The organism is Arthrobacter sp. N1, assembly GCF_048288285.1.
Taxonomy (GTDB): Bacteria; Actinomycetota; Actinomycetes; order Actinomycetales; family Micrococcaceae; genus Arthrobacter_D.
On record NZ_CP102608.1, the window covers coordinates 2837732 to 2864389 of the forward strand.

At 72.2% G+C, this 26658-nt stretch carries 24 protein-coding genes; 16 read left to right on the forward strand and 8 right to left on the reverse strand.

From position 1 onward, the window contains the following. Positions 1–55: 55 nt before the first annotated feature. From NVV32_RS13155 to NVV32_RS13170, 4 genes are all read left to right on the forward strand, one after another. Positions 56–1969, forward strand: a complete 1914-nt coding sequence (locus NVV32_RS13155; RefSeq protein ID WP_422390445.1) for a PspC domain-containing protein — start codon at positions 56–58, stop codon at positions 1967–1969. Further along, a complete protein-coding gene (locus tag NVV32_RS13160; protein ID WP_422390446.1) occupies positions 1966–2277 on the forward strand; it encodes a hypothetical protein in 312 nt (103 codons plus the stop codon). Before NVV32_RS13155 ends, NVV32_RS13160 begins: the two co-directional genes overlap by 4 nt. Positions 2278–2392: 115 nt before the next feature. Continuing rightward, on the forward strand, positions 2393–2632 hold the full coding sequence (locus NVV32_RS13165; protein WP_422390447.1) for a PspC domain-containing protein: 240 nt from the start codon (positions 2393–2395) through the stop codon (positions 2630–2632). An 82-nt stretch (positions 2633–2714) separates the two neighbouring features. Continuing rightward, positions 2715–3512: a carotenoid biosynthesis protein gene (locus tag NVV32_RS13170; RefSeq protein ID WP_422390448.1), complete on the forward strand. Its 798-nt coding sequence runs from the start codon at positions 2715–2717 to the stop codon at positions 3510–3512. 115 nt (positions 3513–3627) lie between these two features. Here NVV32_RS13170 and NVV32_RS13175 read toward each other — a convergent pair whose 3' ends face one another. Beyond that, positions 3628–5061 carry a phytoene desaturase family protein gene (locus tag NVV32_RS13175; RefSeq protein WP_422390449.1) on the reverse strand — a complete coding sequence of 478 codons (1434 nt, stop codon included), beginning with the start codon at positions 5059–5061 and terminating at the stop codon, positions 3628–3630. Further along, on the reverse strand, positions 5058–5924 hold the full coding sequence (locus NVV32_RS13180) for a UbiA family prenyltransferase (RefSeq protein ID WP_422390450.1): 867 nt from the start codon (positions 5922–5924) through the stop codon (positions 5058–5060). Before NVV32_RS13180 ends, NVV32_RS13175 begins: the two co-directional genes overlap by 4 nt. A gap of 236 nt (positions 5925–6160) precedes the next feature. Here NVV32_RS13180 and NVV32_RS13185 point away from each other — a divergent pair, with 236 nt between their 5' ends. Next, positions 6161–7186 (forward strand): 6-phosphofructokinase, encoded by a 1026-nt coding sequence (locus tag NVV32_RS13185; RefSeq protein WP_055767992.1) that lies wholly within the window; start codon positions 6161–6163, stop codon positions 7184–7186. Then, a complete protein-coding gene (locus NVV32_RS13190; protein ID WP_422390451.1) occupies positions 7183–7914 on the forward strand; it encodes a GNAT family N-acetyltransferase in 732 nt (243 codons plus the stop codon). The genes NVV32_RS13185 and NVV32_RS13190 overlap by 4 nt, the downstream gene beginning before the upstream one ends. Positions 7915–7968: 54 nt before the next feature. On the opposite strand, the gene NVV32_RS13195 is transcribed toward NVV32_RS13190, so the two are convergent. The 4 genes from NVV32_RS13195 to NVV32_RS13210 all read right to left on the reverse strand — a co-directional run bounded on the left by NVV32_RS13195 (position 7969) and on the right by NVV32_RS13210 (position 11149). After that, positions 7969–8406 carry an ankyrin repeat domain-containing protein gene (locus NVV32_RS13195; protein ID WP_422390452.1) on the reverse strand — a complete coding sequence of 146 codons (438 nt, stop codon included), beginning with the start codon at positions 8404–8406 and terminating at the stop codon, positions 7969–7971. Continuing rightward, positions 8403–9494 (reverse strand): YgfZ/GcvT domain-containing protein, encoded by a 1092-nt coding sequence (locus NVV32_RS13200; RefSeq protein ID WP_422390453.1) that lies wholly within the window; start codon positions 9492–9494, stop codon positions 8403–8405. Before NVV32_RS13200 ends, NVV32_RS13195 begins: the two co-directional genes overlap by 4 nt. A 70-nt stretch (positions 9495–9564) precedes the next feature. After that, entirely contained in the window at positions 9565–10164 is a 600-nt protein-coding gene (locus tag NVV32_RS13205) for an FABP family protein (RefSeq protein WP_055767982.1), read from the reverse strand. Between the two features lie 232 nt (positions 10165–10396). Then, entirely contained in the window at positions 10397–11149 is a 753-nt protein-coding gene (locus NVV32_RS13210; protein WP_422390454.1) for a hypothetical protein, read from the reverse strand. Positions 11150–11353: 204 nt separating this feature from the next. Here NVV32_RS13210 and NVV32_RS13215 point away from each other — a divergent pair, with 204 nt between their 5' ends. The 6 genes from NVV32_RS13215 (at position 11354) to NVV32_RS13240 (ending at position 17959) form a co-directional block, all read left to right on the forward strand. Continuing rightward, positions 11354–12061 carry a winged helix-turn-helix transcriptional regulator gene (locus tag NVV32_RS13215; RefSeq protein WP_055767977.1) on the forward strand — a complete coding sequence of 236 codons (708 nt, stop codon included), beginning with the start codon at positions 11354–11356 and terminating at the stop codon, positions 12059–12061. A 226-nt stretch (positions 12062–12287) separates the two neighbouring features. Further along, on the forward strand, positions 12288–13259 hold the full coding sequence (gene mshD, locus NVV32_RS13220) for a mycothiol synthase (protein ID WP_055767974.1): 972 nt from the start codon (positions 12288–12290) through the stop codon (positions 13257–13259). A 75-nt stretch (positions 13260–13334) separates the two neighbouring features. Then, positions 13335–15557: an RNA degradosome polyphosphate kinase gene (locus tag NVV32_RS13225; protein WP_422390455.1), complete on the forward strand. Its 2223-nt coding sequence runs from the start codon at positions 13335–13337 to the stop codon at positions 15555–15557. Further along, entirely contained in the window at positions 15557–16525 is a 969-nt protein-coding gene (locus tag NVV32_RS13230; protein WP_422392051.1) for an NUDIX hydrolase, read from the forward strand. The genes NVV32_RS13225 and NVV32_RS13230 overlap by 1 nt, the downstream gene beginning before the upstream one ends. A gap of 163 nt (positions 16526–16688) precedes the next feature. Continuing rightward, positions 16689–16928 carry a hypothetical protein gene (locus NVV32_RS13235; protein ID WP_157365751.1) on the forward strand — a complete coding sequence of 80 codons (240 nt, stop codon included), beginning with the start codon at positions 16689–16691 and terminating at the stop codon, positions 16926–16928. A 164-nt stretch (positions 16929–17092) separates the two neighbouring features. Then, positions 17093–17959 (forward strand): 4'-phosphopantetheinyl transferase family protein, encoded by an 867-nt coding sequence (locus NVV32_RS13240; protein WP_422390456.1) that lies wholly within the window; start codon positions 17093–17095, stop codon positions 17957–17959. A 97-nt stretch (positions 17960–18056) separates the two neighbouring features. Here the strand turns inward: NVV32_RS13240 and NVV32_RS13245 are convergent, their stop codons facing one another. Both NVV32_RS13245 and NVV32_RS13250 read right to left on the reverse strand, forming a co-directional pair. After that, positions 18057–19427 carry a M1 family metallopeptidase gene (locus NVV32_RS13245; protein ID WP_422390457.1) on the reverse strand — a complete coding sequence of 457 codons (1371 nt, stop codon included), beginning with the start codon at positions 19425–19427 and terminating at the stop codon, positions 18057–18059. Continuing rightward, a complete protein-coding gene (locus tag NVV32_RS13250; RefSeq protein WP_422390458.1) occupies positions 19417–23400 on the reverse strand; it encodes a Pls/PosA family non-ribosomal peptide synthetase in 3984 nt (1327 codons plus the stop codon). Before NVV32_RS13250 ends, NVV32_RS13245 begins: the two co-directional genes overlap by 11 nt. 145 nt (positions 23401–23545) lie before the next feature. Between NVV32_RS13250 and NVV32_RS13255 the strand changes: the two genes are divergently transcribed. The 4 genes from NVV32_RS13255 to NVV32_RS13270 all read left to right on the forward strand — a co-directional run bounded on the left by NVV32_RS13255 (position 23546) and on the right by NVV32_RS13270 (position 26649). Beyond that, positions 23546–24325: a thymidylate synthase gene (locus tag NVV32_RS13255; protein ID WP_422392052.1), complete on the forward strand. Its 780-nt coding sequence runs from the start codon at positions 23546–23548 to the stop codon at positions 24323–24325. Then, positions 24322–24942: a dihydrofolate reductase gene (locus tag NVV32_RS13260; protein WP_422390459.1), complete on the forward strand. Its 621-nt coding sequence runs from the start codon at positions 24322–24324 to the stop codon at positions 24940–24942. The genes NVV32_RS13255 and NVV32_RS13260 overlap by 4 nt, the downstream gene beginning before the upstream one ends. Then, on the forward strand, positions 24939–26078 hold the full coding sequence (gene asd / locus NVV32_RS13265) for an aspartate-semialdehyde dehydrogenase (protein WP_422390460.1): 1140 nt from the start codon (positions 24939–24941) through the stop codon (positions 26076–26078). Before NVV32_RS13260 ends, asd begins: the two co-directional genes overlap by 4 nt. Positions 26079–26220: 142 nt before the next feature. Beyond that, positions 26221–26649, forward strand: coding sequence for a hypothetical protein (locus NVV32_RS13270; RefSeq protein WP_157365750.1), 429 nt, complete (start codon positions 26221–26223; stop codon positions 26647–26649). Positions 26650–26658 lie beyond the last annotated feature (9 nt).

Genomic DNA, 26658 nt, shown 5'->3' on the forward strand with positions numbered 1-26658 from the left:
CGAGTCAGGGTAGGCCCCGATGGTCCGGCGCCTGCGCCGCCGGGAGGATGGAGGCATGACCTCAGCACCCACCCCAGGCGGGCCGTCCTGGCAGCACGAACCGGCCGCACCTACCGCGGGACCTCCCGCCTCCTCCCCGTTCTTCCGCTGGATCCGTGGACTCGACATCACCCGGGCACCCGATCGATGGGTCGGGGGCGTCTCCGGGGGGATCGCCCGGCGTACGGGCCTCGACCAGGCCCTCGTCCGCGGGCTCATCGTGATCCTCTCGGTCTTCGGCGGGATCGGCGTGCTGCTGTACGGCCTGGCCTGGGCACTGCTGCCCGAACCGGACGGGCGCATCCACGTGGAGCAGGCCGGCCGGGGGTCGTGGACGTCCGGCCTCACCGGCGCAGCTGCCCTCGTGGCGATCGGCCTGCTGCGTCCCAACATCCCGCTGTTCGGCGACGGCGGGACGGGCGGCCTCCTCTGGACGCTCTTCTGGATCGGCGCGGTGGTCCTCTTCGTCTACTGGATCGTCAATCGGAACAGTGGCAAGGGCCGGCCCGGGGGGCCCGGCTTCCAGGGGCCCGGGGCCGGGCCCGCTTCCGGAGGTCCCGGAGCGGGCGGGCCGGGCTCCGGTGAACCGGGCTTCGGCGGGCCAGGCTTCGGCGGACCAGGCTTCGGCGGACCAGGCTTCGGGGGGCCAGGCTTCGGCGGACCCGCAGCGGGCGGGCCGGGCTTCGGCGGGCCAGGCTTCGGTGCACCCGGGTCCGGGCCGTCGCAGCCCTTCGGACCGGCACCTTCGAACTCCGCGGCCTCCGGTTCCGCGCCTGCCGGACCACCGCCCACCGGACCCGTGCCCATCGCACCACATCCGGACGGACCGGAATCCTCGGCGGCGAGCGGGGCCGCCCCGGACACGACCGATACCGGGCCGTCCGGAAGTACGCCGTCCGGTGCCGCGTCCTTCTCCACCGCTCCGGGCGCGGCACCGGGGACAGGAACCGGATCCCCGATCCGGTCGGGCGGAGCAGCACCGGTCGCCACGGAGGGCGATGACCCGGTCACGGAGGACCATGACGACCGCACCGTCCCCCTGCCCTATCGTCCGGACACCCTGACCCGCCCCCTTCCCGGCCCCTTCCCCTACGCCGCCGACACGGCGGGGCCGGGCTGGACGGGTCCCGGGTCCTCTGCACCCTTCCCCGCTCCCTCTGGAGCGGGGCCGGGGACAGGTCCTGTCGCCCTCCGCGCACCACGGTCCGTCCGCATCCGTCCGAGCCGCCCGTCGGGGCCCGCCACGGCGCTGCTAATCGGCGGCGCCCTCGTCGTCGCGGCTGCCGTGCTGGCCGCCGACTACCTCGGCGCCCTCGCCGTCACCGATGCAGCGGTCGTGGCCTGCGCCGCAGCCGCCGTCGTGCTCGCCCTCGGCGTGATCGTCCTCGGGCTGCGGGGGCGCACGTCGGGTCTTGTCGGAGTGGCCGCCACCCTGACCCTCCTCGGCGGGCTGATCGCGTCCTTCTCGGTGATGGGTGGAACGTGGATCGTCGCGCAGGAGAGCCGGACGGCGCCCGCAGCACTTGCCGGCGCGGCCGACGGCTACAGCATCCTGGCGGCCCAGAGCACGATCGACCTCTCGGACGTCCGTCGCCCCACGCGGGACGTCGTCGTGCCGGTCAACGCGCTCGTCAGCGAGGTCACCGTGATCGTCCCGGGCGACATCCCCGTGGAGGTCCGGAGCCGCATGGCACTCGGTGCCGCGGAAGCCCGCGGGACCGCCGTCGACGATGCGGCGGCACCGGAGTTCCGGAGCGACGGCGGCGTCCTGCAGCTGGACAACCGCGATCTCAACCCGGACGCGTCCGGTCCCGCCATCGTGCTGGACGTGAGGGGCGCCCTCAGCGACGTCACCATCGTGACGGCGTCGCCGTCGGACAGCCCGGCACCCGGGACCAGCGCACCCACCCCCACAGGAGACACCCCATGAGCACCGCCATCACCCCTCCGCGCCGAGCGCGCCTCGTCACCGTCGTCTGGGGAATGGTCATCCTGACCGTCGCCGGGCTCCTGCTCGCGGGCCAGTTCGTGACCCTGTCCATCGATCCGGTGGTGGTGGCCCTGGGCCTCCTGGTCGGCGTCGGACTCGCCCTCGTCGCGGGAGGCCTTCTGTCCCTGCGCGGACGCGGCACACCGATCGGTCACCAGGACGGGGACAGCGCGGGTATCGCGTCGTTCGAGGGCGACGACGACCTCCCGTCCGCTGGCCAGGGCCCGTATTCCCCCACGGCATACTGAAGCGGAGCACCAGATCCCCGCATCAGGCGGCGCACCACTCCCGGCACCACCGGGGCACCACCGGGGCACCGACCGACAGACACGGCCGCCACGGCCAGAACCCGAAAGGCACACCATGCAGTCCTTCTACCGCATCCTCCGCTCCTCCCCCATCAAGCGCGCACCGGGGGGAATCCTCGGCGGCATCGCCTCAGGTATCGCCCGGGAGTCCGGCTGGCGGGTGAGCTACGTCCGCATCGCGATGCTGCTGAGCTTCCTGCTCCCGTTCATCGGCCTCCCCCTCTACGCGGTGCTCTGGCTGCTGCTGCCGACGACCGACGGCACGATCGCACTGGAGAAGGCACTGAGCCGCTGACACCGCCAGGACGGGCGTGACGGGGACGGGGCCTTCGGGGACGATGCCCCGTCCTTCTCCGTGACCTGCAAGGATGGATGCCGTGCCGAAGACCTCAGCTGCCCGAAGCTTCCCCCGCCTGCTCGTCGTCGCCTGCGCGTTCCTCTTCGTCTCCGGCTACTTCGTGGTGCGGTTCCCCGACGTCGAGGGTGCCGAATACGCGTCCTACGGCTTCAACCTCCTCATCGCGCTTCCCGCCTTCGTCGCCCTCGTCCACCAGTTCGGTGCCGTACGCGGCGCCGCGACGCTGGTCGCGGTGTCGGTCTTCGGCTACCTGATCGAAGGATTCGGGGTGGCCACGGGTGTCCCCTACGGCGAGTTCTACTACGGCAGCGCCATGGGGCCGACGATCCTCGGCCTCGTCCCGTACCTGCTGCCGCTGTCCTACGTGCCCCTCGTCATCGGAGCCGTGGCCATGGTGTCGGGCGCGGGTTCCCTCCTGCGGAGGATCCTCCTCGGCGGCCTCCTGCTGGTCGTGATCGACGGCGTGCTCGACCCGGGCGCCGTGGCCCTCGGATTCTGGATCTGGCCCGGTGGCGGCCCCTACTACGGCGTACCGCTCTCCAACTACGGCGGCTGGCTCATCTCCGGACTCATCGCATCGGCACTCGTGGCCCTGATCGGCGGGCGGCGCATCACCGATCAGCCGCTCCGGCCCGGTCTGCTCGACAGCCTGCTCGTGTCGATGTTCCTCTGGCTCGGTGTGTGCATCTTCTCCGGCCTCGCGTTCCCGGCCGTCCTCGCCGCGGTGCTCATCGCCGGCATCGTCCGCCGGCGGCTGCAGCTGACCCGGACCATCGCAGCCCCGCAGGCCTCCGGCGCCCCCGCACACGCCGGCTGACAGGCCGCCCCTGGGGTCCACGCGACCGGGTGGACGATCCGACCGCCTGAACCGCTCGCGTCCCGCATCCCGTGCCGAGAGGCGGAGCCCGGTCGATTGCGCGCCGGTGGAGTCCCTAGGCGACCGGTCCCAGCCGCGCCAGCAGCTTCTGCGTGGACATCATGGCCCCGCCGAGGACGGCGGGCAGCCCACCTCCCGGGTGCACGGACGCACCGACGCGCCACAGCCAGGGCCGCAGCGGGTCCGAGTACGGCGGGACATGGAACGGTCCGCTCATCCAGGCCGGGTGCACGGCGCCGTACAGCGCCCCGCCGGCCGACCCCCGCTCGCCGAAGTATCCCGGGTCGAGCACCGTCGACGACGCGACGTAGTTCTCGAGGGGCTCGGGCAGGCCGAGGACGCGGGTGGTGCGATCCAGCTCCCGCCGGACGAAGGGATCCGCGAGCGTGTAGGTCCGGCCGTTCGCCGGCGCGGTGAGGAGCAGGGCGAGGGTCGCCGACCGGTTGGGATACACCTCGTCGGCGGGATAGTAGTTGGCGAACGCCATGGTCTGCTCCGGCTCGGAGCCTTCCTCGAGGCTCGCGTAGAGTGCCGCGGGATCGTCCGGCATGATGACGCCGTGCCGCGGGGTCCCCGCGGGCAGCGGGCGCGAGAGGACCGCGTACACCCCGACGGCGGAACAGGTGAGTCTGCGCGGCGTCCTGGGACGACGACCGGCCAGCAGCCCCGCGAGCCGATGGGCGTCGAGGCCACTGACGACGGCATCGGCCGGGTACGTCCCCTCCGCCGTGACCACGCGCCGCCGGCCGATCCGCCGCGCGGGCTCCCCGGTGCGGATCTCGACCCCGGCGCCGACAGCCAGCCGCTCCAGGGCGCGCACGAGCTCGTAGATGCCACCGCGCGGGATCCAGACGCCGTCGTGCGCCATGATCGCCGGCATGCTCGCATAGAGGGCGGGCGTCCGGGTGGGACTGACCCCGGCGTTGAGGGTGTGGATCGCGATGACCTCCCGCAGCCCCTCGGGCAGCCAGTCGAGGCTGTCGAGGTAGCTGCGGGTGGTGAGGCGGCGCCCGTAGAGGCCCGCAAGCTTCGCAAGCGCCGGGTGGGACCGGCGGTCGAGCGGACCGGTCGTCAGCAGGCGTGAGACGTCGCCGCCCAGCACACCGTGCTCGCCGGCGAAGCGTTCCCAGGCCTCGTGCCACGGGTGTCCCGGGGGGACGGGCAGCGGACAGGCCTCCCCGCGGTAGTAGTAGGTGCCGACCTCGGCCAGGCGCTCGAGATCGAGGCCGGCCTCGGCGGCGGCCGGTGCGGGATCGGCGGAAGCCGGGGTGACGGCGTCGAGCAGGTCCAGCAGCTCGCGCCAGACCGTCGGGAAGGTGAACAGCGACGGCCCCGTGTCCATGCGCTGGCCGTCCACCTCGATACGGCGGCTCTTGCCGCCCACGTGGTCCGATGCCTCGAGCAGCGTGACGCTGTGACCCGCGCGGCCGAGGAGCGCGGCGGCGGTGAGACCACCGATCCCGCCCCCGACGACGACGACGCGGCTCATCGGTAGAGGCCCAGCGTGAGGGCGACGACGAGCTGGACGCCCGCCACCGTGCCCGCCACATAGGGGAAGGCGATGGAGTAGCGGTAGAGCCGGTGCCCGGTCTCGGGCCGCGGATCACGCCACAGCCCCCAGAGGAGCCACCCGGCGATCAGCGCGTTCACGACGGCGACCGGGATGTTGACGAGCGCGAAGCACACGGTGGAGACGGCCCACCACGCACCGCTCCACGAGACGACCCCGCGCGGCCCGAGCCGGACCGCCGTCGTCGTGATCCCCACGCCCCTGTCCTCGTCGATGTCCTGGACGGCGTCGTAGGTGTGTTTCGCCGCGCTCCAGGCCATCAGGCCGACGGCGGCCGCCCAGACCGGTTCGGCACCCAGGGCATAGGGCACGATCACGAGGGGGAAGGCGTAGGCCGCGTTGCTGATCGAATCGAGGCAGGGACGCGCCTTGAAGCGCAGGGGTGGCGCCGAGTAGAAGACGAACACCAGGGCGTAGGCCGCGATCCAGGCGAGCGCCGCAGGAGGCAGCGTGACGGCGAACCACGCGAGGAACGGCAGGTTGGTCGCGAGGACCGCGATCCAGATGGCGCGGACCTCCGACGCCCTGATGAGCGCCCCCTCGAGGGAGCCCTTGCGCGGGTTGAGCGCGTCGGTGTCCTGGTCGAAGATGTCGTTGACGCCGTAGATGAGGAGATTGAACGGCAGCGTGAGCCAGACCAGGAGCGCCAGGGCCTCCCACTGCCAGAACGACCCGGTGAGCCACAGCCCCACGACTCCGGTGCCCAGCGTGTTGACCCAGAGGACCGGCCGGGAGATGTGGACCATGCGCAGCGCCGCTGGCGCAAAACCTGCCTGGGGCACTGCTGGTGTCCTCCTCGGACCTGCGGGTGAACGCTCGGCGGGACTCGGTCCGCCGTGCGCCGGTCCGTCCCAGCCTACGTGCTCCCCGGCAGACCCGACGCCGGACCGGCAGGGGGTCCGGGCCTGGTGTGACGCGTTCGGGTGGCCGAGCCGGGGTGTGTCTAGAATCATAGGCGGGCCCGACGGCGTGCTCCTGACGGACCACCCACCCCCTCTCCGAAGGAAACCCACCCCCCATGAAGATCGGAATCCTCACCAGCGGCGGCGACTGCCCCGGGCTCAACGCCGTCATCCGTGGCGCCGTGCTCAAGGGCATCAAGACGTACGACCAAGAGTTCGTAGGATTCCGGGACGGGTGGCGCGGCGTCGTCGAGGGCGACGTCGTCGACCTTCCCCGCCACGCCGTGCGGGGCATCTCCAAGCAGGGCGGCACCATCCTCGGCACCTCGCGCACCAACCCCTTCGAGGGCAAGGGCGGCGCGGAGGCCATCAAGGCCAATCTCGACCGGTTGGGCATCGACGCGGTGATCGCGATCGGCGGCGAGGGCACGCTGGCCGCCGCGAAGCGGCTGACGGACCTCGGCCTCAAGATCGTGGGCGTTCCCAAGACGGTCGACAACGACCTCGACGCCACCGACTACACCTTCGGCTTCGACACGGCCGTGCAGATCGCCACCGAGGCGATCGACCGCCTGCGCACCACCGGCGAATCCCACAGCCGCTGCATGATCGCCGAGGTCATGGGGCGCCATGTCGGGTGGATCGCCCTGCACGCCGGCATGGCCTCCGGCGCCCACGCCATCCTCATCCCCGAACAGCAGACGAGTATCGAGCAGATCGCCGAATGGGTCTCCGACGCCAACGCCCGAGGCCGCGCGCCCCTCGTGGTCGTCGCGGAGGGCTTCGTGCCCTCGCACATGGAGCAGGCCCACTCCGAACGCGGACTGGACACCTTCGGCCGCCCCCGCCTCGGCGGAATCGCCGACCAGCTCGCACCCGAGCTGGAGTCGCGCACGGGCATCGAGACCCGCGCCACCATCCTCGGACACATCCAGCGCGGCGGTGTGCCGACGTCCTTCGACCGCGTCCTCGCCACGCGCCTCGGTATGGCGGCAGTGGATTCCGTCAAGGATGAGCTGTGGGGCACGATGGTCTCGCTCAACGGCACGGAGATCGCCCACGTGGGCTTCGAGGCCGCACTCGGCAATCTGAAGCGGGTTCCGCAGCACCGCTACGACGAAGCCGCCATCCTCTTCGGGTGATCGTGGAACTCGATCCCGGCACCGTCTCGATCATCCGGCTCGCCTGGTCACGGCTTCTCGGACTGGAGGACGGCGCCCTCGAGGACGACGGCGGCGATCGCCTCTACAGCGTGGACGACGACACCGGCGTCCTGACCTTCGTGACCCTGTTCGGCCGCGAGATCCTGAAGGGCCCGCGGTGGGCGGTCGACGCGGGCAGGACGCTGACGGGTCCCGACCTCCGGAGCCACTCGACCCTGCTCTCCCTGAGCCGCGACCACGGCGGCCGGGGACTCGGCGAGGCACGGCTGTACTTCTGCGACGCGCTGCCCCGCTTCGACGGCCCTCCGGCGGTGGTGTCGGGCGAGCGGGATCTCGTCCTCGATCTCGAACGCCGGTGCCCGCCCGACGATGTCGCGGAAGCCGGCCTCAGCGAGTCGGAGCACCCTTTCGTGCTGGTGGAGGGCGACGACGAGCCGGCAGCGGGCCGGCCGGTGCCGTTGGCCGGGGCGGGTTACGACATCTGGGAGGGGATCCTCGCGCACCTCGCCGTCATCACCCCGCCCGACGAACGGCGGAAGGGCTACGCCCAGCGCATCGCAGCCGTGGCGGTGGAGGAGTCCATGGCTGCCGGCCTGGTGCCCCAGTGGCGCGCCCGGACGGACAACACGGCATCGCAGCGCACCGCGCTGCGGGCGGGATTCGCCTACGCCGGGACCCAGACGTCGGTCATCCTCGACGCGAAGTGATCCTCCCGGCAGGCCGGAACGGCGGGCACCCTGCTGCCGGGTGCCCGCAGGCGGTCACCCGGCGAACAGGGCCATGAGCTCGGTCCGGCCGAACAGCTCCGCTGCGGCCCGGGCGGACGGGGCACCGGCGTCGGGGTCCGCTCCCGCGTCGAGGAGCAGCCGCGCGACCTCCGTGTGACCCTTGAAGACGGCGCCTGCCAGCGGGGTCTGCCCGCGGTCGTTCGCCTGGCCGGCGTCGGCCCCGCGCGCCAGCAGGTCACGGACGATCGCGGGATGCCCGCTGTAGGCGGCCAGCATGAGCAGGCTGTCGCCCGCCGTGTTGGTCAGCGTATAGGGCACCCCGGCGTCGAGGTAGCGGGTGAGCGTCGGGCCGTCGCCCTGCCGCGCGGCGTCGAACAGGGCATGCGCCAGGGCGATGGCCGCCGCCGCTCCGTCGTCGCCCGCCGCCCCCTGCCGCCCGGCGTCGCCCGGCCCGCCCTGGACACCGGTCACCGCGGTGCCCTCAGGAAGCCCGTGGCGCGTCCGACCACCTGGCCGGCGTCAGGCGCGACGATGACCTCCTGCGCCGCGGCGTAGAGCTCGTCCCCGTCCTGCACCAGGAGGTCCGCGGAGGCGTCGACGGACCGCTTGAGGACGGCGAGGGCGATGGGGCCCATCTCGTAGTGGTGACCGACGGAGGTGACCCGGCCCACGGTCCTGCCCTCGCTGAGCACCGGGCTGCCCGCCACGGGAAGCGTGTGCTGGCTGCCGTCGAGGTGCAGGAAGGTCAGGCGCCGCGGAGGATGCCCGAGGTTGTGCACGCGCGCGACGGTCTCCTGACCCTTGTAGCAGCCCTTGGCGAGATGCACGGCGGTACGCATGAGGTCGAGTTCGTGCGGGATGGTCTTCTCGTCGGTCTCGAACCCGGGCCGGGGCCGCCAGGCGGCGATCCGCAGGGCTTCCGCGGCCGACGAACCGGCCAGGGCGAGGCCCGTCCGGGCCACGGTCGTGTCCAGTGCTCCGCGGGGTACGAGGTACTCGAACCAGGGGCGCTCGCGGCCGGGGTGCGCGCCGGCCTCGACCGTGGAGTACGCGTACCCACCTGCGCCGACGGCGGGCCAGGGATCCTCCCAGACGAGGACGTCATGTCCCAGCTCGGGCAGCGCCCGGGTGGCTCCGAGCACGGCCCACTCCCCCGTGGCGTCCGCCACCTCCACCCGCAGCATGAACTTCATGCGCTCGAGCCAGGCGGCGAGCGGTGCGGCCTCACCACCCTCGGTGACCAGCCAGGCCGTGGTGCCGTCGTCGACGATGTGGATCGAGTACTCGATGCGCCCCTGGACGGTGAGCAGCAGGGTCTCCGAGCTCTGCCCGGGCCGCAGCCCGAGCAGCAGCTGGGAGGACAGGGTGTTGAGCCAGCTCAACCGGTCCGGTCCGGCGACCGTGACGACACCGCGGTGCGAGAGGTCGACGACGGCCTTCCCCTCGGCGAGGACACGCTGCTCACGGAAGGGATCCCCGTAGTGGGACGCGACGAGGGAGTCCGCTCCCCCGCCTTCGACGGCGCCGGGACGGGCAAGGAGTGGGCTGGGTTCGATCATGACCATGTAACGCCTCCCGGGCGTGACTATTCCTGCGGTGGTGCGGGCGGCAGCCGGACGGGCGGCAGGGTCACGACGACTTCTTGAGGATCGCCGACGCGTGCGCCTCCAGCGCGTTGCCGTCCGCCGCGACGTCCCAGCGCCAGTAGAGATCACCCTCCACCAGACCGAACAAGCGCGTGGCCGCGGTGTACTCCTTCGAGTGCTGTCCGCGCATCACGAGGTCCGTGCTCAACTGGATCTGCGGACCCTTGATGCTTCCGTAGTACAGCTCGGCGATGCCGCCGGGGTGCACGATGGTCGCCGTGATGTCGAACCCGCCGGCGTCGTTGCGGAACTGCTCCACCTCATCGGCGCTCTTCAGGGCGGGGACGATGTCTGCGGGGTTCAGGCCCGGGCCGACGTCGGAGTCGTCGAGCTTGCGCTCCAGCGACCAGAAACCCGTCTCCACCGAGAGCGGGCGCAACTGCGCACCCTGCTCGTCGATGAGCCAGGACTCGGCGCTGTACTGCAGGAAGGGAAGGCCGTGCTGGGAGAAGACGACACGCTGCGAGAAGCGCTCCGATTCAGCGGTTCCCTCACCGAGCATCCCGGTGCCCTCCCAGGTTCCGAGAAGCCACGACAGCGGGACGAGCTCGGGCGTGAGGTCGGTAGGCAGATCGATCGACATGGGGCTCCGGGCCGATCGGCTACTTCTGGCCCTTGTAGAGGCGCGTGATCACGAGGGCTGCGAAACCGGCCATGCCGAGACCGGCGAGGACCAGCAGCGAGATGAAGAAGATTTCAAGAGCGAGGATGGACATGCCACCATCCTAGCGCGGGGCGCCGACGTGCCGGGACGTGCTCGCCGCAGCGGGGACGGCTTCCCGGGAGGACCGCCGGCACGCCCTGTCGGACGACGATCAGGCCAGGAGCAGCTTCTCGAGGAAGTACACGACGGCGCCGAGGGCCAGTACCGGGGCCACGCCCGCGGCGATCGCCGCGGTGGTGTCGAGGGGGGACTCGCGGGCCACCAGGAGACGGCGGGTGCCGGCGAGGACCGCGCCGCACGCCACCCCGACCACGGCGGCGGGAAGAGCCGGGACGTCGGTGAACAGGAGTGCACCCAGCGGACCGGCGAGACCTGCGAGCACGACGGCGGCGGGAGCCACGAGGCGGTCGGGCAGGGGCAGGAGGCACACGGCGATCGCGATGACGACGCTCACCCCCGTGACGAGGAGGACACCCGAATCGGCGGCGTTCACCCCCAGCCGGTCGGCAGCCACCCAGCCCGATCCCATGGCCACGGCGATCACCCCCGAACTCGCCCCGAGCGTCGATTCCAGGCGGTAACTCTGTCCCGTACCGCGGATCAGCTGGATCATGAAGACGGCCCCGACACCGAGGGCCACCGAGGCGGGGAACCAGGTCAGGAAGGACGGCCCGGGATTGACGGACGTGAGGACGACGGCCAGCAGGGCGCTCGACCCGATCGCCGCGGCCTGGCTCTTCCGGGCGGGTACCCGGAGGATCGCGGGCCAGCCGATCGCCGCGACGATGCACAGCAGCCCGGTGACGATCGCCACCGACGGCAACGAGACATAGGAGGCTCCGACGATCGCCGCCGTCGCCCCCGACGCGGCCCCTGCCGCTACGGCCACACTCGTCCTCTTCATCCCAGCAATACTGCCCTACGTCCTCGGGCGGCGGGAAAAACGGCGGCGGGACGCCCGGCCTTGGGGGAGCGTCGCGTGCGCCGCATCACAGGCCGGGGAGGCCTGCGGCTATACTTGCCCACATCTCTACCCGCCTCGCCCACCCGTCCAGGGGGCGGTGGCGCCGCTGCCCGATGATGCGCATTCCCGACCCGTGGAGGACACATGCCGCACATCCTGATGCTCACGAACACCACCGGTTCGTCCGTCGACATCCTGCCGGCCCTCGAACTGCTGAACCACAAGGTGCACATCCTCGCGGCCGAGCCCACGGCCCTCCTCGAGACGGAACCGTGCGACGTCGTCCTCGTGGACGCGCGGAAGGACCTCGTGGGCGCCCGGTCGCTGACCCAGCTGCTGAAGGCGACGGGCCTGAGTGCGCCCCTGGTCCTCGTCCTGACGGAAGGCGGCATGGCCGCCGTCGCGGCCAACTGGCTCGCCGACGACGTCGTCCTCGACTCCGCGGGGCCAGCGGAGGTTGAGGCCCGGCTGCGCCTGGTCATCGCGAGGTCCGCCGCTGCCGGCGAGGAGACCAGCACCGAGATCCACGCCTCCGGGGTGGTCATCGACGAGGCCAGCTACACGGCACGGGTCGGCGGCGAGCCGCTCAACCTGACCTACAAGGAGTTCGAGCTCCTGAAGTACCTGGCGCAGCACCCCGGCCGCGTCTTCACCCGCGACCAGCTCCTGCACGAGGTCTGGGGCTACGACTACTACGGAGGCACGCGCACCGTTGACGTGCACGTGCGGCGCCTCCGGGCGAAGCTGGGCTCGGACCACGAGCAGCTCATCGGCACCGTGCGCAACGTCGGGTACCGGTTCACACTCACCCGTCTCCCCGAGGACCGCAGCTCGGTCAACCAGGACGCCTGACCGGGTCCGTCCGGACACCTTTCCCGGCGGGAACGACGAAACCCCCTTTTACCACGGGTGGAAGGGGGTTTCGCTGTCCCGGTGACGGGACCATGGTGGAGGACATACGGGTCGAACGTATCGCGGGCACCCCACTGGTGCATCCCCCTCGAGCAGGTCACGACATTACCCCACGCCCGGGCGACCGGCAAACCGGCACCGACCGGGGCAGGGCTAGGCTGGGCGCATGACCGCCGTCGAGCACACACCCACCTGGTCCGTCGACAGGATCGCCGGCGCGCCGGCGGCCGCGACCCTCGAGGAGATCCGCCGCCTGGCCGCGGCAGCCTCCGAGGCCGACGGCAACCCTCCCCTCTCGGAGCAGACCCTCGTCACGCTGCGGGCCGAGGACGCCGGCGAGCGACTGCTCGTCATCACCGCGCGCTCCGCGGGCCAGCCGGACAGCGATCTGGCCGGTGTCGCGGTGATCACCCGCGGGTCGGGTGACGGCTCCGTCCTGGAACTCGTCGTCGGGCCGGACTGCCGGGGGGAGGGCGCCGGGACGGCGTTGATCGAGGCCGTCCTCGCCGAAGGGATCACCGATCTCCGGGGCTGGTCCCACGGCAACCATTCGGCGGCCGCCGATCTCGCCGCGCGCTTCGGGTACGCACCCGTGCGGGAACTCTGGCGCATGCGGCTCACGCGCGCCGCCGTCGAGCAGTCGGTCCCCGCCCTGCGCCTGCCCGACGGCGTCGTGCTGCGTCCCTTCGTCCGCGGTCGGGACGAGGAGGCCTGGCTCGCCGTCAACGCCGCCGCCTTCGCGCACCACCCGGAACAGGGCGCGACGACGCGCGCGGACCTCGAGGCACGCCTGGACGAGGACTGGTTCGACGCCGAGGGCTTCCTGCTCGCCGTGCGGTCCGCGGACGACACCCTGCTCGGCTTCCACTGGACGAAGGTTCACCCGGGCACCGGCGGGCATCCGGCCATGGGCGAGGTCTACGTCGTCGGAGTGGCGCCCGAGGCGCAGGGCACGGGCCTCGGCAAGGCGCTGACCATCGCGGGGATCGACCACCTGCACGGCAAGGGCCTGCAGGCGATCATGCTCTACGTCGACGCGGACAACACCGCCGCCGTCGCGCTGTACCGCACCCTCGGTTTCACCCGGTGGGACGTGGACGTCATGTACGCGCCAACCGCGGCGCAGGCCACCTTGTAAGGTTATTTTCGAGGCGTACCCCTGCCCGATCAGGGCGGGGTACGCGATGATGCCCGCCCACCTGCAGGAGACGCCATGGATTCGAAGACCACACCCCGGGGTGCCTCGCTCTACGGCTCGTCCGAGACGGCTCCGGCCCGGGCGACGCAGGACCGCATCGACATCCCCGAGTTCGCTCCGAGCCTCCTGCCCTCCGGCGACATCCGGCCGGACCGCTTCCTCGACCGTGAGATCAGCTGGCTCGACTTCAACGCCCGCGTGCTCGAACTCGCGGAGGACCCCGAGCTCTTCCTGCTGGAGCGGGTCAACTTCCTCTCCATCTTCGCGTCCAACCTCGACGAGTTCTTCATGGTCCGTGTCGCCGGGCTGAAGCGCCGCATCGCGACCGGTCTCGCCGTCCCCTCGGCCGCGGGACTCAGCCCCATCGAGCAGCTCGAGAAGATCATGCAGGACGGCTACCAGCTGCAGCAGCGCCACGCGGCCGTGTTCGCCGAGCACATCCGGCCGGCCCTCGCCGAGGAGCAGATCCACCTCACCACCTGGCAGGAACTCGACGAAACCGCGCGGGCGGAACTGCACAAGATCTTCGCGGAGAAGGTCTTCCCGATCCTCACGCCCCTCGCCGTCGATCCCGCGCACCCGTTCCCCTACATCTCCGGACTCTCCCTCAACCTCGCCGTCGTGGTCCGCAACCCGGTCAGCGAGAAGGAGCTCTTCGCCCGCGTCAAGGTGCCGGACCAGCTGCCGCGCCTCATGTCCGTGGACGGTCCGCGTGCCGGGAACGTCGCCGGGCGGATCGCGCGCTTCATCCCGCTCGAGGAGGTCATCGCCGTCCACCTCGACCAGCTGTTCCCCGGCATGGAGGTGCTCGAGCACCACCTGTTCCGCGTGACCCGCAACGAGGACCTCGAGGTCGAGGAGGACGACGCCGAGAACCTGCTGCAGGCCCTCGAGAAGGAGCTGCTCCGCCGCCGCTTCGGTCCGCCGGTGCGCCTCGAGGTGACCACGGACATCAATCCGAGCATCCGCGCCCTGCTGTCGCGCGAGCTCGGCGTCGAGGAGGACGAGGTGTACAACCTCCCCGCCCCCCTGGACCTCCGGGGACTCAGCGTCATCGCCGGGATCGACCGCGGCGACCTGCACTACCCGAAGCACGTCCCGCACACGAGCCGCCACCTCAACGAGAGCGAGACCTCCAAGGCCGCGAACGTCTTCGCCGCCATGCGCCGCCGGGACATCCTCCTGCACCACCCCTACGACTCCTTCTCGACGTCGGTGCAGGCGTTCCTGGAGCAGGCCGCGGCCGACCCCAAGGTGCAGGCCATCAAGCAGACGCTGTACCGCACCTCGGGTGACTCCCCGATCGTCGACGCCCTGATCGACGCGGCGGAGGCCGGCAAGCAGGTCCTCGCGCTCGTCGAGATCAAGGCGCGCTTCGACGAGCAGGCGAACATCTCCTGGGCCCGGAAGCTCGAGCAGGCGGGCGTGCACGTGGTGTACGGGATCGTGGGCCTGAAGACGCACTGCAAGCTCTCCCTCGTGGTGCGGCAGGAGATCGACGGGCTGCGCCGGTACTGCCACATCGGCACGGGCAACTACCACCCCCGCACGGCGCGGTACTACGAGGACCTCGGGCTCCTCACGGCGAACGAGCAGGTGGGCCAGGACCTCTCGAGGCTGTTCAACCAGCTCTCCGGGTACGCCCCGAAGTCCACGTTCAAGCGCCTGCTCGTCGCTCCGCGCTCGGTCCGCTCGGGCCTGATCGACCGCATCGAGCGGGAGATCGCCAACAAGCAGGCCGGTCTCGCCGCGCGGGTGGTCATCAAGGTCAACTCGATGGTGGACGAAGCCATCATCGACTCGCTCTACCGGGCCTCGCAGGCCGGTGTGCAGGTCGACGTGATCGTCCGCGGCATCTGCTCCGTCCGCCCCGGCGTCCCGGGACTCAGCGAGAACGTGACGGTGCGCTCCGTGCTCGGCCGGTTCCTCGAGCACTCCCGCGTCTTCGCGTTCGCCAACGGCGGGGAGCCCGCCGTCTTCATCGGCTCGGCGGACATGATGCACCGCAACCTCGACCGTCGCGTCGAGGCGCTCGTCCAGTTGAGCGCACCGGAGGACATCTCCTACCTGATGACCCTCATGGACCGCTACATGAACCCGGCCGTCTCCAGCTGGCACCTCGACGAGACGGGTTGCTGGACCCGCCACCACAAGGACGACGGCGGCACACCGCTCGAGGACATCCAGTCGTGGCTGCTCGCCTCCCGGGCGCGCCAGCGAGCGGTGTCGCGCCGCTGATGGCGACGTCGACGAAGGACGCGACCGCCCAGACCGCACCGGGCAGTGGCGCCACGGTCATCGCTGCGGGCACGCTGTGCTGGCGCGTGGAGAAGGGATCCCTGGAGGTCCTGATCATCCACAGGCCGCGCTACGGCGACTGGTCGTGGCCCAAGGGGAAGCTCGATCCGGGTGAGACGACGCCCGAGTGCGCCGTGCGCGAGACATTCGAGGAGGTGGGGGTGAGCGTCAAGCTCGGCATCCCGCTCGCGACCATCACCTATCCGGTCACATCGGGCGGGAAGACGGTGCACTACTGGGCAGCGAGGACCGAGCGGCTCACGCCCGTGCCCGACGGCAAGGAGGTGGACGGCTTCGAGTGGGTCGCCCCGGAGCGGGCCCGGACGATGCTCAGCAACCCGTCCGACGTCGAGCCGCTCGACGCGCTGGTCGCCGCGCACCGCGCGAAGGACCTGCAGACCTGGCCGCTGATCGTCGTGCGTCACGCGAAGGCGAAACCACGCTCGTCGTGGAGCCGTGCCGAGGGCGAGCGTCCCCTCGCCGCCACCGGCCGGCGCCAGGCGATCGCGGTCGGCAGGCTGCTGCAGGCCTGGAATCCCGAGCGCGTGGTCAGCAGCCCCTGGGTCCGGTGCGTCCAGACCGTCTCCCCCTACGTCACCCAGCGCAGCGCGAAGCTGAAGCTCGTGGATGCCCTGACCGAGCACGACGCCGCCCGCAGGCCCGGGCGCGCGCGGTCCGCCGTCGAGCGGGTGTTCGACAAGCGCCGCTCCGTGGCGATCTGCACCCATCGGCCCGTACTGCCCCTGGTCTTCTCGGTGCTCGGCACCCACATGACCGGTACCCTCCGGGCCCTCCTACCGGTCGAGGACCCCTACCTGGCGCCCGGCGAGGCCGTGATCTGCCAGGTCAGCAGCGCCAATCTGGGGCGGATCGTCTCGGTGGAGCAGTTCAGGGCGTACGACGACTGAACCTCGACACTCGTGCCGGGCGCACCCGTGCGGATCAGCCACGACGATGATCGGTTCACGGAGGATCATCCGCCGGTCCCGCGCCGTTCATGCCTGGTTCATCAGCCTTCCCTAGGGTCGGAAGCTCATGCACAGCACGCTCCGACGGACGGGAACCGCAGGGATGGCCGATGTGAGAGGCGTTGTGCGGGGACTCGCACCGCACGAGATCGAGGAACTCCGGAGCATCGGGCCGGCAGGGCCGCTGACACCACGGCTCGTGCACGCGATCGACCGCGCAGCCGGCGGCCCCGGGGAGGGACGCGGCTACTACGTGTACGGCCGGCGCGCCGACGCCGACCGACCGCGCCCGTTCATCCTGCGCGACGACGTCTGCAGCGAACTCCTCGACGTCCGTCTCTAGGGGTCCGTCTCTAGGGGTCCCCTCATCAGGCGTCCCTCACCAGGCATCTGCCACTCGGGGTCCACCGGCACGGACCGGGCGTCGCACCCCTGCGCAGGGCCCCTCCGCCCAGCACCCGTCCGCAGGACCACCTCGGCGGAGCATCCATCGACGATCATGGGGTGATGACGTCCCCCTCGCTGCCCGGCACCGCCTCCCCGGCGCAGCCGTCCGGCGTCGTCGTGCGGCTCCTCCGGACCGGCCCCACCCCCGGCCTGCACCCGGCGCCCCATGCGTCGGGCGAACCGGGCCGGCGGGCCCCTGCCCGGCTCGACGGCTTCGACGAGGTCCACGGTCTCGATGCCCTCGAACGTGAGCGCGCCGGTCGTTTCGTCGATCCGGTTCGGGCAGCGCAGTTCGTGGCCGGACGTGCGGCCCTCCGGGAGCTCGCCGCGGAGCTGCTCGATGTCGGCCCCGGACGCCTCCGCTCGGACTTCTCCTGCCCGCGATGCTCGCCCGCCGGCGGGTCCGACCACGGGAGGCCCGGCTACACCGTGGACGGCGTACGGACGCCCCTGTCCCTCAGCCTCTCCCGCGCCGCGGGGTTCGTCCTGGTCGGCGGCCTCACCGCGACCGGCGACCGGGCGGACGAGCCGCAGAGCCTCGGCGTGGACCTCACCGCCGTGACCGAGGTGGACTTCGACGGCTTCGACGACGTGGCCCTGACGGTCCGCGAGCGCAGGGCCGTGCACGGGACGCCGCCGGACGGACGCGCGGCGACGCGGGCACGGCTCTGGGCGCGCAAGGAGGCCGTGGCCAAGGCTCTCGGGACCGGCTTCGGCGGCGGTACGGACCCGGGTGCCGGCGCCGGTCCCCCGACGGGTGCGCGTGCAGGCGCGGAGGCGCACAGCGGCCCGGGGCGCGGTACACGACCCCTCGAGCCGCACGAGCTCGACGTCCTCGACGATGCCCGGGTCAGGGACCTGCACCGCATCGACGGAGTGCTGCTGACCGGGCACGGCCTCGCGGCCGCCGTCGCCGTCGGGCCCTAGTCCCGGGCCGTGGCCCTCGGCCGACGCGCTGCAGGCCGCGCGCGTCGACCAGGGCGGTGGGCCCGGGCTGCCGTGGACCGTTGAAGGACGAGCCGCGCTACAGGGCGGGAAGCGCCGCGGCGTGCAGCCACGGACCGAGGAGCACCTCGGCATCGGTCCCGGGCAGGGTGCGGGTCACGAAGGCGAGGAAGTCCGGCGTGGTGACCGAACCGAAGCGGTACCCGGCCGTCCACGAACGGAGGAGGCCGAAGAAGGCGTCGTCGCCCACGGCGGTCCGGAGCGCATGCAGCGCGAGTGCACCGCGCTTGTACACGCGGTCGTCGAACATGTCCGCGGCGCCGGGGTCGCCGATCACGAGGTCCTGGGGTTCACGGGCGAGATGCTGGTGCGTCGAGCGCGCGTGCGCCTCCGCCGTCGTCGCCCCGCTCGCCTCGGACCAGAGCCATTCCGCGTAGCAGGCGAAACCCTCGTGCAGCCAGATGTCCTGCCAGCGGGCGGTGGTGACCGCGTTGCCGAACCACTGGTGCGCGAGCTCGTGCGCGATCAGCCGTTGCGCCTCCCAGCCCTCGTCGAGGTGGTTGCGCCCGATGATGGACAGCGTCTGCGCCTCGAGGGGGATCTCCAGGTCGTCGTCCGCCACCACCAGGAGGTACTGGGGGAACGGGTAGGGCCCGAAGCGCTCCTCGAAGGCGGTCATCATCTCGTGGTGCCGGCCGAGGGCGGCCTTCGCCGCGTGCGCGAGGGCCGCCGGCACGGCCGCGTACTGGGGAACGGGACGCCCCGTCCCGCGTCCGCCGCCTGCATGGCGGGGAAGGCCGACGGCGGGCTGCGCCGGGTCGTTCAGCGCCACGAGGTCGTACCGGCCGATCTGCACCGTCGCGAGGTAGGTGGGCATCGGTTCCGACTGCTCGTACACCCACGTGGTGCGGCTGGACTTCGCGATGCGCGCGACGAGGACGCCGTTGCACACCGCGCGGTAGCCGGCGTCGGTGGTCACGGTGAACCGGTAGGCCGCCTTGCCGGAGGGGTGGTCGTTGCAGGGGAACCACGACGGCGCACCGGTCGGCTGCCCGGCCACCAGGACGCCGTCCGTGAGCTCCTCCCAGCCGACGTCCCCCCAGGTACCGCTGATGGGTGCCGGGTTCCCCTCGTACCGGATGTCGAGCCGTAGCTCGGCGTCGTCGGGCACGGGGTCGCGGAAGGCGACGACCAGTTTGCCCGCCCGCTCCTTGAACGAGCGCACGCGCACCGTGTCGGAGGTGACCTTCGTGGTCCGCAGCCCGCTCAGGTCGAGCTCGAGCTGGTGCAGTTCGCGGTGGGCGGCCATGGTGAGGACCGCACGGCCGGAGAGGCGGTTGCTGGCGAGCTTGTAGTCCAGGGTGAGGTCGTAGTGCTTCACGCGGTAGGCGGTGCTGCCGTTGCCCGGCGTGTAGGGATCGGGCGCGGAGCCCTCGGAGCTACTGCCCACGCACGGGTCCGGGCCCGGTCCACGAGCTGACCGGGTTCCCCATCCAGGAGCTGCCGGCGGGAACGGTCTCTCCCCGCATGACGAGCGAGGCGGGCCCTACGGTGGCGCCGGAGCCGATGTCCGCCGCGGGCAGGATCACGCTGTGCGGGCCGAGGGTCGCGCCTGCAGCGAGCTCCACGGTGTCCATGCTCATGATCCTGTCATGGAAGAGGTGCGTCTGCACCACGCAGCCACGGTTGACGGTGGACCCGGCGCCCAGCGTCACGAGGTCCGCCTCGGGGAGCCAGTAGCTCTCGCACCAGACGCCCTGCCCGATCTTCGACCCCAGCGCACGCAGCCACCACACCAGGGCGGGTGTCCCGCTGGCGGCGCGGGCGAACCACGGGGCGCTCACGCTCTCGATGAAGGTGTCCACCACCTCGTTGCGCCAGATGAACGAGCTCCAGAGCGGGTGCTCCCCCGCCCGGATGCGTCCTACGAGCAGCCACTTCGCGAGGACGGCGCTTCCCGCGGCGACGGCTCCGAGGGCCATGAACACCAGGCCGCTGAGCAGCGCTGCGACCGCGTGCCCGGCCCACAGGGCGAGCGCGTCGATGATGACCAGGGAGGCGGCGGCGATCATGACCGTCAGGATGATCGGCACGATCCGGCAGAGCTCCCAGAACGCCCGGGCGGCCTTGAGCCGGGGAGGCGGCCGGAAGGTGCGGCTGCTGTCTCCCGTGACCGCGAGGCGGCGCAGGCGCGACGGCGGACTGCCCAGCCAGGAGCTCCCGGCCTTCGCCTTCGCGGGGGTTGCCGAGAGCACGGCGACGAGCGAGTTCTTCGGGACGCGCCGGCCGGCCGACGTCATGCCGGAGTTGCCGAGGAACGCGCGCCGGCCGATCTTCGCCGGAGCGATGCGCAGGTGGCCGCCACCGAGCTCGTAGGACGCCACCCTGGTGTCGTCCGCGAGGAACGCCCCTTCACCGATGGTCGTCATCGCCGGGATCAGGAGCACTGTGGATGCCTCGACGTTCCGTCCGACCCGCGCGCCGAGCAGTCGGAGCCACACCGGCGTGACGAGGCTCGCGTAGAGGGGGAAGAGGAGGTCGCGCGCCATGTCGAGCGTGCGTTCGGTGGCCCAGATCCGCCACCCGGTGCGGCTGCGTGCCGGGTAGTGGCCCTCCTGCAGTCCGAGGCCGAGCAGCCGCACGGTGACGACGACGAGGAGCGCGTTGACCAGCAGCCACAGGACGGCGGCGAGGACCACCGGACCGACGAGCGTGGGCCAGGCGGCGGCGAGCGACGGCGCACCCCGGAGGGCCGCCACCACGGGCAGGGACGCCACGACGGCCGCGACGAACGGGATCAGCGCCAGCGCACCGGATGCTGCGGCGAAGGCCAGGAACGCCATGCGCGCACGGAACGGCGAGCGGGGCGGCGGGGCGTCGGGCCGGTCCTGCCGGGCGCGGCCCTCCCGCACCGCCGGCGACCCGGAGAAGAGCTGTCCGGCCTTCACCGCGCCCTGCACCGCGGATCCGGGTGCCACCTCCGCCCGGGCGCCGACCCGTGCGCCCGGCATCAGGGTGCTGCGGGCACCGACGACGGCACCGGCGCCCACGTCGATGGCGCCGACGTGGACGCGGTCGCCGTCGATCCACCAGCCGGAGAGGTCCACCTCCGGCTCCACGGAGGCGCCTGCACCGAGCGTCAGGAACCCCGTGACGGGCGGGACGGAGTGGAGGTCGACGTCGGGCCCGATCCTCGCCCCGAGGGCCCTGGCGTACACGGGGACCCACGGGGCACTCGCCAGACCCACGGCGCCGACACTGTCCGAGATCTGCTCGGCGAGCCAGAGCCGCAGGTGCACCCTGCCGGACCGCGGATACACACCGGGCCGGACGCCCCGCAGCAGGACACGGGCGGCGGCGACGGAGAGGGCCATGCGGCCGAAGGGGCTCACGAAGACCAGCCAGGACGCGGCGACCCAGGGCCACGACACCGTGGGCGCCGCGGTGAGGACGCCGAGGCCGGCCAGGACGTTCGTCGCGATCATGGCGTACGTCAGCCAGCGCATGCCCGCGAGGAACTGCAGCGGGATCCCCAGGAGGGTCTGGAAGACCTGCGACCTCCGGCTGGTGCGCCGCACGGTCCGGACGGGGGCGGCCTGCTGCTCGGCCCCGTCGCCCGTGCTCGCCGCGAGCGCGGCGAGCGCGCCCAGGCGCGGGTGCGCGTAGACGTCCGCGACGGTGACGACCGGGTAGCGGGCGCGGATCATGGAGACGAGCCGGGCCGCGGCGAGGGAGCCGCCACCGTGGAGGAAGAAGTCGGCGTCCCCGTCGACCGGGACTGTGCCGAGCACGGCGGCCCACTGGTCAGCGATCCACTGGACCTGCGGGTCGAGGGCCTCGAGCGCCGCCGCGCCCCCGGCCTCCTCCCTGCCGGGAAGCGGCCAGGGCAGCGCGTCCCGGTCCACCTTGCCGCTGGTCTTGGTGGGCAGCGCGTCGGTCACGGTCAGGAGCGGCACGAGGGCCGCGGGGAGCTGCTCGGCCAGCAGGGCGCGGAGCGCCGCGAGGTCGGGGGCGGCGGAGGCAGCGACGAGGTACCCGACGAGCAGCTGGTTGCCGGACGGCGTCGTCCGCACGGCGGCGGCCGCCCCGGCGATGTCCGGGAGGGCCTGCAGCGCGGCGTCGACCTCCCCGAGCTCGACGCGCCGCCCGCCGAGCTTCACCTGGTCGTCCGCGCGGCCGACGAACACCAGCCCCGCCGCCTCCAGCTTCACGAGATCCCCGGAGCGGTAGGCGCGGTCCCAGCCGAGGGTCGGCAGCGGCGCGTACTTCTCGGCGTCCTTCGCGGGATCGAGGTAGCGGGCCAGGCCCACTCCCCCGATGATCAGTTCGCCGACGGCGCCCTCGGGCACGGGCACGCCCGATCCGTCGACGACGGCGAGGTCCCAGCCGTCCAGCGGCAGGCCGATGCGGACGGGTCCACCACCGCCGAGGCGCGCCGCGCAGGCGACGACGGTCGCCTCGGTGGGCCCGTACGTGTTCCACACCTCGCGGTCGTGCACGGCGAGGCGCTGCGCGAGGTCCGGCGGGCAGGCCTCGCCGCCGAAGATGAGCAGCCGGACGTTCTCGAGCGCATCCGCGGGCCACAGGGCTGCGAGGGTCGGCACCGTGGACACGACCGTGATGCCGCGGGCGATCAGCCACGGACCGAGGTCGACGCCGGTCCGCACGAGGGCGCGCGGCGCCGGGACGAGGCACGCACCGTGGCGCCAGGCCAGCCACATCTCCTCGCACGAGGCGTCGAACGCGACGGACAGGCCCGCCAGCACGCGGTCGGCGGGGCCGATCGGCTCGCGCTGCAGGAACAGGCGGGCCTCGGCGTCGACGAAGGCCGCGGCCGAGCGGTGCGTGACGGCGACCCCCTTGGGCGTGCCGGTGGAGCCGGAGGTGAAGATGATCCAGGCGTCGTCGTCGGGCGTCGGTCCTCCGTCGATCCCCCGGGGGCGTCCCGCGGGGGTGAGCGCCAGGCCCGGCCCGACGACGACGGCGGCCCGCGACTCGGCGAAGACGACGAGCGCGCGCTCGTCGGGATCGTCGGCGTCCACGGGGACGTAGGCCGCGCCCGCCGCGAGGACGCCGAGGATCGCGATGTACAGCTCGCTGGTACCCGAGGGCAGGCGGACGCCGACGGAGTCCCCACGGCCGACCCCCGCCCGCCGGAGGGTGCCGGCGAACGCCTGCGCGGCAGCAACCAGCTCCGCGTAGCTGAGGGCCGAGGTGCCGTCGTCGAGCGCGGAGGCGCTGGGGTGTGCCGCGGCGGTCGCGTGGAGGATGTCCAGCAGCGTCCGGGGCTCCGGCGCGCGTCCGGCGGCGGCGAACTGCGCCTGCCGGACAGCGGGGTCGACGGCGGGGTCGACTGCGGGATCGACGGCGGGGTCGACTGCGGGAGCGTCGGTGGGGGCTGCGTCGGGCGGGGGGATGGTCACGGCTGGAGTCTTCCGGTGCAAGGTGAACGGCAGATGACCGGCGCTCTCCCCCGGCCCCGGAAGTCTACCGGCGCCTCATCCGCTCTAGACTTGCCGGGTGAGCTCCCCCATCCCCACCCCGTACGAGGACCTGCTGCGCGACGTCATGGCGAACGGCGCGGCGAAGAGCGACCGGACGGGCACCGGGACCCGCAGTGTCTTCGGCCGCCAGCTGCGTTTCGACCTCGCCGAGTCCTTCCCGCTGATCACCACCAAGCGCGTGCACTTCAAGTCGGTGGCGCTCGAACTGCTGTGGTTCCTCCGCGGCGACTCGAACGTGCGCTGGCTCCAGGAACGCGGCGTCTCCATCTGGAACGAGTGGGCGGACGACGACGGCGAGCTCGGCCCGGTGTACGGCGTCCAGTGGCGCTCGTGGCCCACGCCCGACGGCGGGCACATCGACCAGATCGCGCAGGTCGTCGAGGCCCTGCGGACCAACCCCGATTCCCGCCGCCACCTCGTCTCGGCCTGGAACGTCTCCGAGATCAAGGACATGGCCCTGCCGCCCTGCCACGTGTTCTTCCAGTTCTACGTGACACCCGGCCAGGACGGCGCTCCCGGGAAGCTCTCCTGCCAGCTGTACCAGCGCTCCGCGGACACCTTCCTCGGCGTGCCCTTCAACATCGCGTCCTACGCCCTGCTGACCCTGATGGTCGCCCAGCAGACGGGCCTCGAGCCCGGCGAGTTCATCTGGACGGGCGGGGACGTGCACGTCTACGACAACCACGTGGAGCAGGTCGCGGAGCAGCTGTCCCGCGACCCGTACCCGTACCCGCGCGTCGAGCTCACCCGGAAGCCGGCCGGCATCTTCGACTACCAGCTGGAGGACTTCGCCGTGCTCGGCTACCGGCACCACCCCACCATCAAGGCGCCGGTCGCGGTATGAGCCAGGACAGCCCGCCCCGGGCCCTGACGGTCTCCGACGCGGTCCGGGCCAGGCCCGTGATCGGTATGATCTGGGCCCAGACGGAGAACGGGGTGATCGGGAAGGACGGCGGCATCCCCTGGCACGTCCCCGAGGACCTCGCGCACTTCCGTGCGACCACCACGGGGCACCCTGTGATCATGGGCCGCCGCACCTGGGAATCGTTCCCCGAGCGCTTCCGGCCCCTGCCGGACCGCACCAACTTCGTCATCTCGACCTCCGTCACCGATCTGCCCGGCGCCGTCGTCGTCCCGTCGCTGGACGCCGCGCTGGCAGCGGCTGCGGACGCTCCGGGGGCGGACGAGGTCTGGATCATCGGCGGCGGGCGCGTGTACGCCGACGGGATGGCCCACGCCCACGCCGCCCTGGTCACGGTGGTCGAGGATGCCGCGGAGGGTGACACCCTGGCGCCGGCCCTCGGTCCGGACTGGTCGCTCACCGCGTTGACGCCCGAGACGGGCTGGCTGGAGTCCTCCAAGGGTCCGCGGTACCGGATCAGTCTCTGGACGAGGCAGGACCGAGCCGGGCCGGTCACAAAGCGGGCCGGACTCCCCCTCCCGCCTAAACTGGGCGTATGACTTCAGCACCCGAGAGCGCCGCCCTGCCGTCCGTCGGATTCGTCGGCTGGCGCGGCATGGTCGGCTCGGTCCTCATGCAGCGGCTCCAGGACGAGGGCGACTTCGCCCGCATCAACCCCGTGTTCTTCTCGACGTCGGCCGCGGGCGGCGCGGCGCCGTCCTTCGCCGACGGCGCGGACCCCCTGCAGGACGCCTACGACGTCGAGACCCTCGCCACGCTCCCCATCATCGTGACGGCGCAGGGTGGCGACTACACCTCCGAGGTGTACCCGAAGCTGCGCGACGCGGGCTGGTCCGGGCTGTGGCTGGACGCCGCCTCCACCCTGCGCATGGATCAGGACAGCGTGATCGTCCTCGACCCGGTCAACCGGTCCGCGATCGACGCGGGCCTCGCGGGCGGCGTCCGCGACTTCATCGGCGGCAACTGCACCGTGTCCTGCATGCTGATGGGCCTCGGCGGGCTCTTCCGCAACGGTCTCGTGGAGTGGGGCACGTCCATGACCTACCAGGCGGCCTCGGGCGGCGGCGCCCGGCACATGCGCGAACTCCTCACGCAGTTCGGCGACCTCCACGGCGCCGTGGCGATGAACCTCGACGATCCCGCATCGGCCATCCTGGACATCGACCGGGCCATCCTCGCGAAGCAGCGCCACCCGAGCCTGGAGGCCTCCCAGTTCGGTGTGCCGCTGGCCGGCTCAGTCATCCCGTGGATCGACAGCGACCTCGGCAACGGCGTGTCCCGCGAGGAATGGAAAGCGGGCGCGGAGACCAACAAGATCCTCGGCACCGACGCGCGCATCCCCTTCGACGGACTGTGCGTCAGGGTCGGCGCCATGCGCTCGCACTCGCAGGCCCTGACCCTGAAGCTGACCGAGGACCTGCCCGTCGGTGAGATCGAGGCGATCATCGCGGCGGACAACGACTGGGTCCGCGTCATCCCGAACACGAAGACGGATACGCTGGCGTCCCTGACGCCGGTCGCCGCCACCGGGTCCCTGACCGTCCCGGTGGGGCGTATCCGCAAGCTCGAGATGGGCCCGGACTACATCAGTGCGTTCACCGTCGGTGACCAGCTGCTGTGGGGTGCGGCCGAGCCCTTGCGCCGCATGCTGATGATCGCGACCGGCAACCTCTAGCCCGCACGGCCCGTCGCAGGGTCCGACGACGGCGAGGACACCGCCCGTCCCCCGGCGGGCGGGACCGGCGGCCTGGTGTACCGGCGGGGGGCAGTCGTGGCGGGTGTCTGAAAAAGTCGGTGGGCGGCGGCACCATGGGCGCATGGACCCGATGAACGCAGACACCATCCTCCGGCGCTTCTTCGCCGTGAGCGGCCACACCCGGCATCCTGAGAGCCTGCTGCGCTACGAGCGGGTTCAGTCCCACCTCCGTGGATACCTCGAGGAGGTGGCCGCCGCGGGGCTCGAGGGACCCGCGCGCGAGCTGCTCGAGCTGGAACGCCAGTTCGACGCCGAGGCTCCCTACGCACGGCTCCTCGGAGCGCGGGAGCTGCTCCACGCGCTCCCGGACTTCCTCGCCGTCCCGCAGCTGCTCCCCGACTTCCACGACCGGCTGGCCCAGATCAGCGTCGCCTCCCGGCTGGCCCAGTGGCTGTGCTCGCGCCGGCTCGTGCAGCGGGAGGACAGCTGGGACGACGTCGTCCTCACCCGGGCCGCCGCTGAGCAGGCCCGGCGCTCTCCCGCCCTGTGACCCATCTTC